This window comes from Oribacterium sinus (genome assembly GCF_963553175.1).
GTDB lineage: Bacteria > Bacillota > Clostridia > Lachnospirales > Lachnospiraceae > Oribacterium > Oribacterium sinus_B.
Genome location: NZ_CAUVME010000023.1, coordinates 24,077 through 41,085 on the forward strand (window position 1 = coordinate 24,077; position 17,009 = coordinate 41,085).

The 17,009-nt window shown below is 39.3% G+C and carries 8 protein-coding genes and 1 pseudogene; all 9 read left to right on the forward strand.

The window, feature by feature from the left end; all coding sequences use genetic code 11:
- Window positions 1–7 precede the first annotated feature (7 nt).
- Window positions 8–3,496 carry a PD-(D/E)XK nuclease family protein gene (locus RYO92_RS07460; RefSeq protein ID WP_315369979.1) on the forward strand — a complete coding sequence of 1,163 codons (3,489 nt, stop codon included), beginning with the start codon at window positions 8–10 and terminating at the stop codon, window positions 3,494–3,496.
- A gap of 123 nt (window positions 3,497–3,619) precedes the next feature.
- Entirely contained in the window at window positions 3,620–7,393 is a 3,774-nt protein-coding gene (locus tag RYO92_RS07465; RefSeq protein WP_315369980.1) for a UvrD-helicase domain-containing protein, read from the forward strand.
- 197 nt (window positions 7,394–7,590) lie between these two features.
- Window positions 7,591–9,132: a glutamine-hydrolyzing GMP synthase gene (gene guaA, locus RYO92_RS07470; RefSeq protein ID WP_315369981.1), complete on the forward strand. Its 1,542-nt coding sequence runs from the start codon at window positions 7,591–7,593 to the stop codon at window positions 9,130–9,132.
- A 100-nt stretch (window positions 9,133–9,232) separates the two neighbouring features.
- On the forward strand, window positions 9,233–11,857 hold the full coding sequence (locus RYO92_RS07475) for a DEAD/DEAH box helicase family protein (RefSeq protein WP_315369982.1): 2,625 nt from the start codon (window positions 9,233–9,235) through the stop codon (window positions 11,855–11,857).
- Window positions 11,858–11,966: 109 nt separating this feature from the next.
- Window positions 11,967–12,407, forward strand: a pseudogene (locus tag RYO92_RS11175) (transposase); the annotation flags it as partial.
- A 190-nt stretch (window positions 12,408–12,597) separates the two neighbouring features.
- Complete coding sequence (locus RYO92_RS07485) at window positions 12,598–14,322, forward strand: N-6 DNA methylase (protein WP_315369983.1); 1,725 nt, start codon at window positions 12,598–12,600, stop codon at window positions 14,320–14,322.
- Between the two features lie 2 nt (window positions 14,323–14,324).
- On the forward strand, window positions 14,325–14,828 hold the full coding sequence (locus RYO92_RS07490) for a hypothetical protein (protein WP_315369984.1): 504 nt from the start codon (window positions 14,325–14,327) through the stop codon (window positions 14,826–14,828).
- A gap of 108 nt (window positions 14,829–14,936) precedes the next feature.
- Window positions 14,937–16,436: a class I SAM-dependent DNA methyltransferase gene (locus tag RYO92_RS07495; protein ID WP_331648604.1), complete on the forward strand. Its 1,500-nt coding sequence runs from the start codon at window positions 14,937–14,939 to the stop codon at window positions 16,434–16,436.
- Between the two features lie 51 nt (window positions 16,437–16,487).
- The coding region (locus RYO92_RS07500; RefSeq protein ID WP_315369985.1) for a restriction endonuclease subunit S at window positions 16,488–17,009 on the forward strand (522 nt) is incomplete at its 3' end.

Genomic DNA, 17,009 nt, shown 5'->3' on the forward strand with positions numbered 1-17,009 from the left:
GGCTTTGATGTCCAAGCTGCAAATCATCCTCGGAGCCGGCGGTTCCGGAAAAACGGAATATTTGATTCGAAAGGCTTTGCAGGAGGCCGGGAAGGATTATCATAGGCAGATTTATTATCTTGTTCCGGAGCAGGATACCCTTGCCATGCAAAAAAGAATCGTTTCCCATGAGGAGAATCAAGGGAAGGGCATTTTGAATGTGGATGTTTTAAGCTTCCAAAGGCTCTATTACCGTGCCTTTGAGAATACCAATCAAAAGAGCCCCCTTTCCTTGGATGAGATGGGGAAAATGATGATTCTTCGCATGATTTTGGGCAAGAAGAAAAAGCAGCTAAGCTATTACCAAAGGGAGGCGGAAAGCCTTTCTTTTGTTGAAGAATGTAAGTCCCAGATCTCCGAATGTATGCAGTACAAGGTAAGCCCGGAGGATTTACGAAAATGCGCGGAAAAATCCAAAAGGTCCATAACAAGAGCCAAGTTTTTGGACCTGGCCTATATTTATGAAGAGTTCCTGCTCTACCTTTCCAAGACCGGCAGAATCACAGAGGAAGGCTTAGCGGATCAGGGAATATCCGCCCTTTGGAAGGACAATACTTTAAAGGACAGCATCCTTATTTTTGACGGCTTTACCGGCTTTACCCCCATCCAGCTTCTTTGCATAGAGGTTTTGATGGAAAGGGCGGGAGAGCTGTATTTTTCCCTGGAGTTTTCCGGGAAAAATATCTCTGCCCTTGGAAACGGGAAAAAGCGGGAATCCCTATTTTATCTTACAGAAGAAGCGATAAAAGAGCTTTATCATAGAGGGGAGAAGCTTGGGGTGGAAATTCTTGCTCCCCTTTCCCTAAATGAAATAGACAGTAGAACCGGAGAAGCGAGGCCTGAGGGTGCCCTACTTCCCCGATTTGAAAAAATTCCTGCCTTGCAGACCCTTGTGGATGGATTTTTACAAGGAGAAAATCAAGAACCGGAGACGAAAGAAGAGCAAAGCCCGCATACAGGAAGCTTTAATAAGAGTAATTCCTATACCGGAGGAGTCTATCCTTCCGTCCCCCATGGCATTTCCGTCATTGAAGCCGCCAATATTTCTAGAGAGGTGGAGGAGGCCTGTAGCCATATCCGCTACTTGGTAGAGGAAAGAGGCTATCGCTATCAGGAGATCGGGGTGGTGCTTCCGGATGTGGAGCTGTATAGGGATGCCTTTTTTCAGCAGGGGCGGAAATTCGCCATTCCCCTCTTTTTGGAGGAGGACATTAAGCTTTTTGACTCCCCTTTCAGTAAGGTTCTTCGCTCTGCCTTAGAGGTGATGGAGAAGGGCCTGCTTTACGACTCCTTCTTTCGTTATCTTCGAGCCTTTCCCTACCGGGGTATGGAGGAAGAGGACAGGATTGATGCCTTGGAAAATGAAGCAAGAGCCAAGGGCCTTAAAGGGAAATCCGCCTTTAGAAGCCTTTTTCAAGAGGAAAGCTTACTAGAAGCAGATGTCCTCTTCAGTCTTTTAGAGGAAAATGAAGGAAGCCACAGCCTTAAGGAAAGAATTGAAAGCTTGGAAAGCTTTACGGAAAAGCTTATGGGGCTGTTTCAGCTGGAAGAGGAAGCTATATTCCTTAAAAATGAGGGTATGGACTCCCTCTCCCAAAGCTTGGAAAGAAGTGTTAGCCAGATTCAGCTTCTTCTTTCCAAAATGAAGGAAGGCTTGGGAGAAATTCCAGTAAACAAAAAAGAATTTTCCGCTTTTTTCGATATGGCTTTATCTTTGGAAAAATTGCGACAGATTCCCGCCACAAACGATCAGGTACTGGTAGGCGACCTAACCCGCTCCCGTTTCCATAATCCCAAGGCCTTTTTGTTCCTAGGCTTAAATGCAGGGCTGATTCCGCTTCCTCCTAAGAAGAAGTCCCTCTTTACCGAGGAGGAAAAAAGCTTTTTACGGCAGGAGCACTGTACCCTGTCTCCCCTGGCATGGGAGGAAAGCTATATTCAGGAGTTTTACTTATATCACGCCTTCCTAAGCCCAAAAGAAGAGCTGTATCTGTCCTATCCCTTAAGAATACCAAAAGGCAGGGGCGGCATTTCTCCTATCTTACAGGAAGTCCTACGACTCTTTCCCAAGCTTAAGATTCGAAAGCTAGAAAGAGAAATACAGGAAATGCAGAGCTTTTCCCAGGCAAAGGACAGTCTATCCAAGGAATTACCGAAACTATGCAAAAAGGAAGCCCTGTTCCGTTCGGAGGAAGAAGTCCTTCCTTATTTTCAGCTGGAATCCTTTCAGCTTCTTCATAGCCTCTGGCAAAAGGAAGAGTACAAAAAGGATTTGGAAAAGCTTTTGGAAGCCATCTTTTGGGAGAATCGACATTTGCCTCTAAGCAAAGAACTGTCTAAGGAACTTTACGGAGAAAAAATCAGAGGCTCCGTAAGCCGACTGGAAGGGCTGAATCGTTGTGCCTTTTTCCATTTCCTTCGCTACGGCTTACATTTGCAGGAAAGAAAAGAGGCGGAGATTCAGGCTTTTGATTTGGGAAATCTTTACCATAAGCTGGTGGAAAGCTTTTTTAAGAAGCTAAAGGAAGAAAAGCTGAAGGGAGAGGAGCTTACCCAGCATTTTCAGGAGTATCTTAATTACGCCATAGCGGAAAGTGAGGAGGATCCGGAATTTGCTCCCTTCTTAGAGGGGGGTCGGAACCAGTATTTTCTCCATAAGTTTAAGGAAAATGCAAAAACCATCCTTTGGGCGCTGGAACGGCAACTTTCCGGCGGGGATTTTCAGGTGGAAGCCCTGGAACGGGATTTTCACTATGAAAACGATACCCTGTCCTTTAGGGGAAGGGTGGACCGGGTGGACAGCTACCTGGATGAGGAGAAGAATTATTACCTAAAGGTTTTGGACTATAAAAGCGGAAATACGGATTTTTCCTTGGATCTTTTAAAGGCGGGACTACAGATTCAGCTTCCCCTCTACCTATCCATCTTGCTGGAGGAGGAGAGAAAGAGACATCCGGACTACAAATTACATCCTGCAGGGCTGTTTTATTTCACCATGGATAACCCAAGCCTAAGCTTTAAGGGGCAGACTGAGGAGGAGCTTTTTCAGGAAAAGCTGAAGGCCTCAAGACCCAAGGGCTTAATCAACGGGGATAAGGACATTATTTTCCGCATGGACAGGGAGCTAAAGGGAGACAGCCTTCTGCTTCCGGTAAAGGAGAAAAACGGCGCTGTAGAGGAAAAGGGCTCTGTTGCCAAAGAAGAAAAGATTCTGGCCATGCTTTCCTATGTGCGGGAAAGGGTGGAGGAGGACTGTAAGAGAATCCTGGAGGGAGAGAAGGATATTTCCCCTATTCGAGAGAGCCTGGATAAGACGGCCTGCACCTACTGCCCCTATCACAGCATCTGCGGCTTTGACCCGGACCTCCCCGGATTTTCCTATAGAAGCTTGGAAAAAGGCGAGGAAGAAGCGATTTGGGATGAGTGGATAGAGAAGTATCAGAAGAAAGAGTCGTAAAGCAGTAGTGTGTATGGAAGTTTCAAAAGAGACAATCGTACAATAACAGTGCAGTCAGCAGTATTGGAAAAAGGGCAAACAGATGGCATTGCAGATAAAAGTATCAGAAGAAAGGGCAGTAAAATGGCATTGTGGACGGAAGAGCAAAAGGCGGTAATCGCCCATAGAGAAGGAAATCTGCTGGTCTCCGCGGCGGCAGGTTCCGGAAAGACGGCAGTGCTGGTGGAACACGTGCTGTCCCTGATTTTAGAGGAAAATGCTTCCCTTTCCTCTTTGGTTTTGATGACCTTTACCGAGGCTGCAGCGGAGGAAATGAAGGAAAGAATCAAAAAACGGCTGGAAGAGCATTTACAAAAGGGCTATGACAAGCGGATTCTTCGGGAAATTGCCCTGCTCCCTACCGCAAATATCAGCACCATCCACGCCTTTTGTAAACGACTGATCGAGGAAAATTATGCAGGTCTTTCCATAGACGCCCATTTTCGGATTGGGGATACCGGGGAAATGTCCCTGCTCCAATCGGATATTTTAGAAGAGCTTTTGGAGGAGGAGTACGAAAGGAAGGAAGAGTCCTTTCTGGCCTTTGTAGACCAGTTCTCCATGGGAAAGAAGGACAAGGGGATAGAGGAGTTGATTCTAAAGCTTTATAATCTGGCCAGCGCCATGCCCTTTCCCAAGGCCTATCTGCAGGGACTTTTAGAGGAAGACTCCAATTCTCGCAGGGAGAAATGGGAAAAGGACCTCTACATCGATATGAAGAGTCGTTTGGAAAATCTTTCTCTCCTTTATGAAGAAGCCTTAGACCTATGCCGGGAGCCTAACGGCCCTATAGAGTATGAAGAGCGCATTTTAGAAGAAAAAGAGCAGTGCCTAGCCCTTGTGCATACCGATTCGCTGGAAGAGCTGGTCAGAGGACTGGAAAATCTTTCCTTTGGCAGACTGAAAAGCACTAAGGCAGAGGGAAAGGAGCTGGTAAAGTCCCTTCGGGAAAGAGGAAAGAAGACTCTAAAGACCTGGCAGGAGAACTATAGGTTGCTTCCGGAAGAGCTGGAAGAGGAAGTGGAGGAAAAGGGACAGAAGCGCATCCTGGAACTTGTGCGACTTTGCCTTCTCTTTTTAGAGCGCTATCAAAAGGAAAAGGAAGAAAGGGCGGTGCTGGACTTTTCGGACTTGGAGCATTTTGCCTTGAAGCTTTTGTATCAGGATGGAGAGGATGAAGTCCGTTATAGTGCATTGGCGGATGAGCTGGCCAAGTCCTATCGGGAAATCCTGGTGGATGAGTATCAGGACTCAAACCTTGTGCAGGAATATATTGTTCGTGCCCTTTCTCAGGAGCGCTTCGGAAAGCCCAATGTCTTTCAGGTGGGGGATGTAAAGCAAAGCATTTATCGTTTCCGTATGGCAAGACCGGAGCTATTCTTGGAAAAATACCATGATGAAAGCTATCCAAAGATCTTCCTTCGGAAGAACTTCCGTTCCGATGAAGGGGTGCTTTCCGCGGTAAATGCCCTGTTCTTTAAGATTATGAAAAAGGACTTCGGGGGAATCGAATATGATTTGGAGAATAGTCTATTCCTGGGAAAGATAAGAACGGAAGAAGCAAAGCAGGAAGAGAGTTCAGGAGAGAATCAAGGCGAAGAAGATAAAGCGCAAAGTGGCGAAGAGCATAAAGAAAAGTCAGAGGGCGAGGCTCCAATTACAGTCAAGCAGAGGCGGGATCAAACGGAACTGCTTCTCTTAGAGTTGGAAAAAACTGTCTCTACAGGGGAAGAGGGGGACGTAGGAGAAGACGGTATAGGAGAAGACAGTAAAGAAGAGAGCAATAGTTCCTCCAGTAGCCCCTCCGATGGCACCTCCAATAGTTCCTCTGGAAAATTCCTCAGCAAGTTAGAGCTGGAATGTAAGATGATTGCCGCTAAGGTTCGGGAGCTTTTGGAAAAGGGCTATGCCTATAAGGACATGGTGATTCTACTTCGCTCTCCCCACAGTGTTTCCAGAGAAATGGTGGACATCTTCGGAAAGGAAGGAATCCCTGCCTACGCGGAGCTAAAAACCGGCTATTATTCTGCGGTAGAGGTGGAAACCATTCTATCCTTCCTTGCCATCATTGACAATCCAAGACAGGACATCCCCATGGCAGCAGTCTTACGCTCTCCCTTATTTTCCTTTACGGACGAAGAGCTGGGACAGATTGTGCTGGCTAAGGGCAGTCTATACGAAAAGCCCTATGATAAGAGCAAGGAAAATGTAGTAAATCTATCCTTACAGGCAGAAAAAGCATTGTCCCCTGCTTTACAAGAAAAATGGCAGAATTTCCAAAATAAGCTGGAACGCTACCGTAGGCTATCCCGTTCCTTACGGCTTCATTCCTTACTGACTCTTATTTACGAGGAAACGGATTACTATAACTATGTGCGGGCACTGCCCTTGGGAGAGAAGCGGCAGGCGAATCTGGACCAGCTCCTAGAGGATGCCAAGCAGTTTGAAAAGGGAAGCTACAGCGGCTTATTCCATTTTATCCGCTATATTGAAAAGGTGAAAAAGCAGGAGCAGGATCAGGGAGAGGCAACGGTGTTCTCGGAAAAGGACGACCTGCTTCGGATTATGTCCATCCACCACTCCAAGGGACTACAGTTTAAGGTGGTCTTTCTTTCCCAGCTGCATAAGAGCTTTAACAAGATGGATTCCAAGGCGAAAATGCTTATGGATTCAGAGCTGGGGCTTGCCGCAGATTACTTAGATTTGGAAACAAGAATAAAGTATCCTTCTCTCCACAAAATCGCTATCAAGGAAAAGGGGGAGCGGGAGAGTCTTGGGGAAGAGCTTCGGGTACTGTATGTTGCCATGACCAGAGCAGAGGAAAAGCTGATTCTCACCGGCGTTTGCAAAAATGAAGAGGATTTAATCAAGAAATTCCCGGTGCAAGAACGGCTGTCCTTGGAGGACATCCGAGGAGCGACCTCCTATCTTGCCTGGATTTTAATGGCTTATTCCCGGAGCTTCTTTGAAAGTACCAAGACCGAAGAAATCGCCCTTCGCTTTATTTCCAAAGAGGATTTAGAGGAAAATGAAGGAAAAGCCATGGGAGAAGCCATTTCCCTTGAGAAAAAACTCTACGAGTTCTTGGGAACAGGGCGGGAAAAGACAGAGGCGGAAAAGCTTATGGAAGAGCATTTTTCCTATGTCTATCCCTTTGAGAAAAGCACCCATAGAAGTCCCAAGTACTCTGTATCTTTACTAAAAATGAAGGCCATGGAGGAGCATGGAGAACAGCTTTCGGAAACCGGACAGGAAGGAAGGGCGGTTGCACCGGAATGGGATGAGGCTAATGCTAATGCTGAAGAAAAGCAGCAGGCCAAAGAAAACCACGACAGCCCACTGATTCAGAAAATGAAAGCTGAGGGGAAAAATATCGGAGCGGCAATAGGCGACAGCTATCACCATGCCTTAGCCTTTTACGATTATTCCAAGGACATTTCCCAGCTATCCGACTTTCTCTCTCCGGAGGAATATGGCTTACTGAATCAAGAGAAGCTTAAGAAGTTCTTGGACTCTCCCTTAGGACAGATATTTGCCAAGGCCCATCAGGAAAATACCCTTTATCGGGAACAACATTTTATGCAGGAAGTGGAGTATGAGAAACTATTTCCGGAGGATGGGGGGGATAATGTTGAAAAGGTAATCCTTCAAGGTATCATCGATGCCTTTATTATGGAGGAAGATGGCATTATCCTTGTGGACTATAAGACCGACCGGGTAAAGGACGGGGAAGAGCTAAGGAATCGCTACCAAAAGCAAATCGACTTATATAGCGAAGCCTTGGAACAGATTTTAGGAAAAAAAGTAAGGCGAAGAGTCCTTTATTCCTTCTCCTTAGGAGAAGAAGTGGACTTGTAAGGAGTATCAAGGTGTCTTAAAAAACTTGCCGAAGCAAAGCAAAAAAGCTTGTTAAAGCAGACTTATAAAGCTTACCAAAGAAGGACTTGCATAAGTCTTTTCCTAGGCACTATAATGAGTAACTGTGTGAGCCTTTAAAAAAGGCGGTTTATCTATCTTGTTGCCATTGGACGAACTGAAGAAAAGGGGAAAGAAAAATGAATCATGAGCGGATTCTCGTATTGGATTTTGGTGGACAGTACAACCAGTTGATTGCCCGGAGAGTAAGAGACGAAGGGGTTTATGCAGAGGTTTACAGTTCCGACATTGGCATAGAGAAGATTAAAGAATTAAGTCCCAAGGGAATCATTTTTACCGGGGGACCTCAGTCCGTGTACAAGGAGGAAAGCCAGCATATCGGAAAGGAAATTTTCGAGCTGGGTATCCCCATTTTCGGCTTCTGCTATGGAGCACAGCTGATTGCCTATGAGCTTGGAGGAGAGGTGGCTACCGCCCCTGTCAGCGAATATGGAAAGACGGAAACCCATGTGGAGAAGTCCTCCGTGCTTTTCTCAGATGTTTCGGAAGAGACCACCGTTTTCATGTCCCACACCGACTATATTGCTAAGGTGCCGGAGGGCTTTACAATTACTGCCCATACCGAGCATTGTCCTGTTGCAGGAATGGAAGACATCAAGAGACAGATTTATGCGGTGCAGTTCCATCCGGAGGTACAGCATAGCGTGGAAGGTCAGAAGATGATTCATCATTTTCTCTATGACGTTTGCAAATGTACCGGAGACTGGAAAATGGCGTCCTTCGTGGAGGAGCAGGTTTCCCTTTTGAAAAATAAAATTGGTTCCGGCAAGGTGCTTTTAGCCCTTTCCGGCGGTGTGGACAGTTCTGTTGCAGCAGGGCTTCTTTCCAGAGCCATCGGAAAGCAGCTATACTGTGTATTCGTAGATCACGGTCTTCTTCGGAAAAATGAAGGTGATCAGGTGGAGGAAATCTTCGGAGACAAGGGAGATTTCGAGTTAAACTTCGTCCGTGTCAATGCTGGAGAGGAGTATTTTGAGAAATTAGCCGGAGTGGAAGATCCGGAGAAGAAGAGAAAGATTATCGGAGAGCAGTTTATCCGTATCTTTGAGCGTGAGGCAAATAAAATCGGGGCAGTGGACTTTCTTGCTCAGGGAACCATTTACGCAGACGTGGTGGAATCCGGCCTTGGAAAGGGCGCAGTGATCAAGTCCCACCACAATGTAGGCGGACTTCCGAAGAACATTTCTTTTAAGGAAATCGTAGAGCCTCTGCGCCTGCTCTTTAAGGACGAGGTGCGTAAGGTCGGACTGGAGCTTGGGCTTCCGGAGCATTTGGTTTATCGTCAGCCCTTCCCGGGACCGGGACTTGGAGTAAGAATTATCGGAGAAGTGACTCCCGAGAAGGTTCGCATGGTACAGGATGCGGACTTCATTTACCGAGAAGAAATCGAGAAGGCGGGACTTTCCCGTTCCTACAGCCAGTACTTTGCCGCCCTCACCAATATGCGCTCCGTAGGGGTTATGGGAGACTTCCGTACCTATGACTATGCGGTGGCTCTTCGTGCGGTGATTACGGATGACTTTATGACCGCAGAATGTGCGGATATCCCCTTTAGAGTACTTCAGAGAGTAATGAATCGAATCGTGAATGAGGTAAAGGGAGTGAATAGGGTGTTCTATGATCTGACTTCTAAGCCACCAGGAACTATTGAGATGGAATAATAAAGGTTAGAGATTCTCTATTATTATATTATTATAGAGAAATTGTTTAATTAATTTATGCATTCTTTTATAAAAAATGCAATGTATGAAAGGAATTTTTATGAATTTGTTTAATTTAGACATGGATGAAGAAATATCTTTTGATTCACCAATTAATTTATTTGATAGTTATAAGAATAAAACAATAACAAGCTTGTATGATTATCAAAGTGATGTAATAAATAAATTTATGGATAAAATAGATAAAAAAGATGTACTAATCGAACTGCCAACAGGTTCTGGAAAGAGCCTAGTTGGAATATTAATAGCAGACTTTTTAAGAAAGGAAAAAAAATTAAAAGTTTTATACCTTTGCTTAACTAATCAATTAGTAGAACAAACTTATGAATTAGCAATATCTAAGTATGGAATTAGTGCTAATAAATTTATTGGTTCCAAAAAATCCTATAGTTTACATGATAAGAATTGTTATGAAGATCGAGAAGGCATTGCTATTACATCCTACAGTGCATTTTTTAATTCGAACCCATATTTTCAAGATCCTGATGTTATAATATTTGATGACGCTCATTCAGCAAAAAGTTATGTTGATGGAAATTGGTCTGTAAACATTGATAGAGAAGAGCATAGTGATTTGTATAATAGGTTGTTAGATATATCGAGACCTCATATCAATAGTGAGACTTATGAAACGTGCGTTGAACGGTCTTCAAGATTTAAAGATGCTGACAAAATTCCAAATATTTTATTTATTCAAATCATTAAAGTATTTAAAGAAACTATTGATTTATATATAGAAGAAAACAAAGATAAAAATATTGATTTTCTATTTGCTTGGGAGTTAATTAAGAATAAACTATTAGCATGCAATGTTTTTTTGTCTGAAAATCAATTTTTGATAAAGCCTCTAGTGGCTCCAACTAAATTTTTCAAGCCATTTGAAAATGCAAAGCAAAGAATATATATGTCAGCTACTTCGGGAATAAGTGGTGAATTAAATAGAATATTTGGAGTAGAATCAATTGTTAAAGTTACAAATGATAAATTTCAAAATAATACTATTGGAAGACGTTTTTTTTTATTTCCGTCTCTTTTTATTAATGATAGTGAGTTAGGTTTAGATTTTATTAAACAATTAATGGATTTAGATAAACGAAGCTTACTATTGGTTGAAAATAATAAAGTTGAAAAACAATATACAGAATATTGGCGAAACTTAAAAAAAATTGTTTATAGTGGAAGAGATTTAGAATTAGATAAAAGTAAGTTTATTGTTGATGAAAATGCTATAGCTATTATATCCAATAGAACAGACGGTTTAAATTTTCCGGATGATGAATGTAGAATACTTTTTTTAGATGGATTACAAGAAAATACAGATTTACAAGAGTTTTTTATTAGCTATAGGATGCTTGCAGATGTTCTATTTTTAGAAAGTAAAAAAATAAAATTCATACAAGCAATTGGTCGGTGTACAAGAAGCTATACCGATTATGCAGTTATCTGTATTTTGGATGATAATTTAAGTAGATTTGTTTTACAACCCAATATTTTGTGTGATTTTGTACCAGAATTGAGAGCAGAATTAGAATTTTCTAATCATCAACGTAAAAATAACTCTGAAAATTGTGCTTCTGCTATGATTGAAATGGTTAAATCATTTTTGGCAAAAAATGATGATTGGAAAAAAGCAGATCATTTTATACAAACACTTTCTGAGAAGTATAAAAAAGAAAAAACGACAGTATTTCAAACAAATAAAATATTGGAGGAAGTATCTAAATATGAAATTAATTTTAGCAATGCCTTGTGGAAAAATGATTGGTGTTTGGCTATAACGGAGTCAGAAGAAGCGATTGAGCTATTGAAAACTGAAACTCAAATGAATGGATACTTAGCCTTTTGGTATTATTTATCTGCTTACGCAGAATATTTACGATGCGATAGTAATGATTTATATATTATTAAATTAAAGAAAGCTGCCCAATACTCTAAAACAGTAAATTGGTTTAATAAAATACCTCAAGCTCAGGTGCAAGCAAATAAATTTGATGTTTTATTGCCGCAAATTCATAAAATCAAAGCGAAAATTGAAGATAATTTGTTAAAAAATAATAACGATAAAACTATTTTGATAAATGAACTGAAAAACATGAAAAACAAATTTATTGAATTAATGAATATTGATGATTCAAAAAGAGGTACAGAATTTGAAGACTTTCTAGTTCAATTTGGTACATGGCTCGGTCATGATGTTTATAATTTTAGAAGCACAGGAGCTCCGGATCCAATATTAACTATTGATCGTATGAACTGCATTGTTACTGAGTGTAAAATTAAAAATGAGAACCAAAAAATCAAATTAAAAGATTTTAGACAAATTAACACACATAATGATTATGTAAAAAATAACAGCTATGATTTAGAATTATTCTCTGAATGTAATGTATATAAAGTATTTATTAGTAATGTTGATATTATACAAGATTACGATACTAAAAATCAAATTTCAGATGATTGTTATTATGTAAATTCAAATGATATTTTATGTTTATATGATAAAATGTTACCAGTTCTATTATCAATTGTAAAAGAATATGATTTTTCTAAACAGGCTGAATGGATAAATAGTGTTTATGAGTTATTAGTTGAATTTCCTATAACATCTAAAGAAATTTTATCTTTCTGTCAAAAAAGAAAGTTAAAAGACCTAAGTATTAATTAATTTCCTGTAGTTTGTATAAGCAAACTTTAGGTCGAGGGTATGATAAAAGTCTGTAAGTAATCATAAGGTCTTCTATGATACAATGAAAAATCATGGATGGCCTTTAATTATGGCAAAAAGAGAAAGAAAACCGGTACATCACGTTCAAATGACTGATGGTAAACGTGTAATCATCCAATAACTTTTGCAAGAATACGATATTCAGGATGCATTAAAGGATTTATTGGGTGGAACCATCAAAGAAATGATGGAAGCGGAAATGGATCACCATATTGGATATGAAAAATCTGAACGTACTGATTCAACGGACGAGGTATGAGACTACCGATATGGCTATAAGACCAAGCAAGTTAATTCCAGCTTTGGCAGCATGGATATTGAAGTTCCACAGGCTTGTTTATCTGAGTTTGAACCTCAAGTAGTAAAAAAACGTCAAAAAGATATTTCTGATAGTGACCGAAAGATTATTTCTGTGTATGCAGAGGGGTTAGGTACAAAAACATATTCCGAATCATTAATGATAAATACCTATGGTTTTAAGTATCAGGAGGTTTTATTTGTAGTGTAATAAATAATAATACGATACTTATTTTAATAACATTAAATAGAATAAAGGGATTGCACATAGATTAATACTTTTTGAAAGGTTTCAAAAAACCTAAAACAACACTTGATTTCCAAAATAAAAGGTTTATAATAACCTTAAAACAAGATTGGCTGTTATTACAGGAGGTATTAATTTGGATAAGAATAGTTTGAATAAATTGAGAAGTTTAGACTCAAGTGATGTTGCGACGTCAATTGCAAGTGAATTAACAAGAAATCGTATTATTAATAACTTACATCTAAAAGGAGTAATTATTGCTTATATTTTATATGTAGCTTCTACAGAAAAAGTGGGATTAAGTAGCATTGATGATTTTAAAAGAATCAAAATTACTCCAGATAACGTCAATCAAATAGTTAAAGAAAATATTGACGAGGTATGGGATATTGCTATTGCATTAATGGATAAATTTACCTCTGATCAATTATTATCATTTATTTTGTTTAATAATGATTTGGAAGATATAAACTCTGCTGAATGTTCAACACCCAGTGGATTAATTCAACTGGTAATTTCCATCCTAAATATTCAGGAAAATGAGAATGTCTTAGAGTTATGTTCCGGTAAAGGCAATTTTTTTACTGAATTATCTTTGATAAATGATCATTTTGAATATTTAGGTATAGAGCTAAATTATAAAAGTAATCAAATAGCAGATATTCGCGCTTCGTTACTGCAGGGCAACATTAAGCTTATACTAAATGATGCACTTGAATATAGAAGTAAAGTGAAAATGGATAAACTATTTTCCAACTATCCCTTTATGCTAAAAAGCTCATATATGAGTACATATAAAGAACAATTAAGTAATTCACTGGATTGCCCTATAGACATTATTCAACGTGCTTCATCTGATTGGATATTTAATGCGACTCTTATTGAACAAATGAAGGATACAGGTAAAGCTGTTGCAATAATGACTACCGGGGCTACTTGGAATTCTTTAGATAGGAATATGCGCAAGTTTTTTATCGAAAAAGGACTTGTTGAGGCTGCCATCACATTACCTGAAAAAATATTTAGCAGCACTAATATTTCAACTACATTAGTTGTATTTAGTCATAATAATAAAGATGTTAAATTAGTAGATGCGAGAAAATGTTTTGTCAGAGAGCATAAACAGAATATTCTAACAAAAGAATGTATTTTATATATTCTAGACTATCTTAAGAGAGATGGTGATAATTCTATAACAAAAAAAACTGAAGACTTAGCGAAAAATGACTATGTACTAAATGCGGCTAGCTATCTTGAGATTATTCCAGAGGTGAAGCATGGTGTTCAGCTAGGTTCTGTGGCGAAATTTATCAGCAGGGGAGCTCAAATAAAAGCAAGCGAATTAGAAGGAATCAGAAGTAGCGAGCCAACTTTAAATAAGTATTTAACTATATCTAATGTTAGTGATGGAATAATCTCTATAGATGAACAGTATTTGAAAGAAGTTCCACAGAATTTTACAAAGTTTTGTGCCAAAAACAATTCGATAATTATTACTAAGACAGGAACTCCAGAAATAAAATCAGCAGTTATGTCAATGGGAGATAATACTAACGTATTAGTAACTGGAAATTTATTCATAATTGAGCTCGATGAATTTAAAGTCAATCCGTATTACTTGCAGGCTTTTTTTGCAAGTGAAACAGGCCAACTTTCACTGAAAAGTATTTGTACTGGTAGCATCTTGCCTACAATATCATTGAGTAAGCTGAATGAACTCATAATTCCCCTGCCTCCATTAGAAGAACAAAAAACTATTGCGGATAAGTACTCCGCTTCTATGGATGAGCTAATTATAACTAGAAGAAGAATGGAGAAAATTCTAGTTAAGATGAAGCAAATCTATGATGAGGAGGTGTAGTCTTGCTTAATTATGAAGAATTAGATGAAATTATAGAAGAAGTTACATCGAGAATTACACTTGCTAATCGTACCGGTAGCTTGGAAATTTTACTTAAACAATGGGGATTAGAAAAATTCCTACCTAGCTCATCTATTTATGAAACAGATAAAAACGGAAAAATAGTTGTTATTGGTGCTTCAGAGGTTAAAGAAAACATTTTGAATGGAATTATTAAAAGCTGTGGATTGAATCAGGAACGATTTGAGTTCTGTCTCGATTACACAAAGGCCAAAACTTACACTTATAAAAAGCTGCAATATAACCCTAATTATAGGCTTGTCATTTTCGGCGCTGTACCACATAGTAGTACAGGGAAAAATGAAAGTAGTAGTGTTATTGCTGAAATGAAAAGTCATGAAGGATATCCCCGAGTCGAAGTATTAAGCAGTAACAGCGAAGTTAAAATTACAAAGTCTAATTTCATAGAATTGTTGAATAGATTAATTGATGAAGATTTTATATAATTAAGAATAAGTTTGAAAAAATACATGCTGAAAAAGAGAATGAATCGATTTAACATAGGAATATAGGATTCAATTAAAAAAAGCAAGACAATAAGGAGAATACTTATTATGACAGGTGAGCTTGGCAACAAGATAGATGGCTTATGGGAAATCTTTTGGAATGGGGGGATTACCAATCCGCTCGATGTAATTGAGCAGATGACCTATTTGATGTTTATCAAGGACTTGGATGATACAGATAACCTGAGAGCCAAGGAAGCAGCAATGCTGGGGCTTCCTTTTCAGAGTATATTTTCAGAAGATGTAGATATTGGAGGTCGAGTGGTTGATGGATCACAACTTAAGTGGTCTACATTCCATGATTTTCCTGCCGATAAAATGTACTCCATTGTACAGGAATGGGTTTTTCCTTTTATCAAAAATCTCCATGGCGATAAGAACTCTGCCTATAGCAAATATATGGATGATGCTATTTTTAAGATCAATACGCCATTAATGTTGTCCAAGATTGTAGATGCCATGGATGAGATTTATTCCATGATGGAAGAATTACATCAGACAGATATTCGTGGAGATGTCTATGAGTACCTTCTTTCTAAAATTGCGCAATCCGGCGTAAATGGACAGTTTAGAACTCCTCGTCACATTATTCGAATGATGGTGGAGCTCATGGATCCGAATCCCAAGGACAGTATTTGTGATCCTGCGTGTGGTACCTCCGGATTTTTGGTTGCCAGCGGAGACTATCTTAGAGAAAGATATAAGAAGGAAGTTCTTCTTGATAAGCAGAACAGAAATCATTTTATGAATGATATGTTCCATGGCTATGACATGGACAGAACTATGCTTCGCATTGGCGCCATGAATATGATGACCCATGGTGTGGAAAATCCATCTATAGAATATCGTGATAGTTTATCGGATCAAAATCCGGACAAAGAACTCTATTCTCTGATTCTTGCAAATCCGCCTTTTAAGGGGAATCTGGATGCAGATACAATCTCTACAGACCTTCAAAAAATGTGCAAAACAAAGAAAACGGAACTATTGTTTATAGCATTGTTTGTTCGGATGCTGAAAATAGGTGGTAGATGTGCCTGTATCGTACCGGATGGAGTGCTTTTTGGATCTTCCAATGCACATAAGGCCATTAGAAAAGAAATAGTAGAGAACCAAAGACTGGAAGCAGTGATTTCCATGCCTTCCGGAGTATTTAAGCCTTATGCAGGAGTTTCCACCGGAATTTTGATCTTTACAAAAACAAATCATGGTGGAACAGATAATGTTTGGTTCTATGATATGACTGCGGATGGATTTAGCCTTGATGATAAACGAAGTGCTATCAAAGATAATGATATTCCGGATATAATTAGTAGATTTAAAAACTTGGAACAGGAGAAGAATAGAAAACGTACGGATAAATCCTTTATGGTTTCCAAAAAAGAGATAGAAGAAAATGATTACGATCTCTCTATTAATAAATATAAAGAGGTGGAATATAAGGCAGTGGAGTATCCCCCAACTTCGGAGATTATGGCGGATATTAGAGAGATAGAAAAGCAGATAGCAATGGAAATGGATGAGTTGGAAAGATTGTTAAACTTATAATTGTAGTATTTTTAGAATCAATAGAAATATTTAGATTTAAAAGGATAATGTATGAAAATAGGAGATATTTGTAGCTACGCGCCAAAATCGCAGATTAAAGCAGGTGAGGCGAAAGAGAATGCAAAATACATGTTTTTCACATCCAGTATGGAAGTAGATAAAAAATATGATGACTATCAAATAGATGGAGAAGGAATAATAATGGGGACTGGTGGACGAGCTACTATACACTATTATTCTGGTAAATTTAGCACGTCTACTGACTGTGTTGTTTTACAAACAAATAGTAAAATAAGATGTAAGTATTTGTATTACTTTTTAAAAGCCAATATAAATATTCTTGAAGCAGGATTTAAGGGCGCGGGATTAAAGCATACAAACAAAGCTTATATTTCAGGCATAAAAATTGATAGAATTCCACCTTTTAATCATCAAGACAAAGTTATTAAGGCCTTAGATTTGTTACAGAACGTTATACGTAATAGAGAAATGGAACTTGATAGACTTAATGAACTTATTAAAGCCCGATTTGTCGAGAGGTTTGGAACCCTCCAAGATAATGAAAATGGATTT

Coding starts and splice junctions, on each gene's coding strand:
- RYO92_RS07465 (WP_315369980.1), top strand. CDS start 3,620: ATGGCATTGTGGACGGAAGAGCAAAAGGCGGTAATCGCCCATAGAGAA.
- guaA (WP_315369981.1), top strand. CDS start 7,591: ATGAATCATGAGCGGATTCTCGTATTGGATTTTGGTGGACAGTACAAC.
- RYO92_RS07495 (WP_331648604.1), top strand. CDS start 14,937: ATGACAGGTGAGCTTGGCAACAAGATAGATGGCTTATGGGAAATCTTT.
- RYO92_RS07460 (WP_315369979.1), top strand. CDS start 8: ATGTCCAAGCTGCAAATCATCCTCGGAGCCGGCGGTTCCGGAAAAACG.
- RYO92_RS07475 (WP_315369982.1), top strand. CDS start 9,233: ATGAATTTGTTTAATTTAGACATGGATGAAGAAATATCTTTTGATTCA.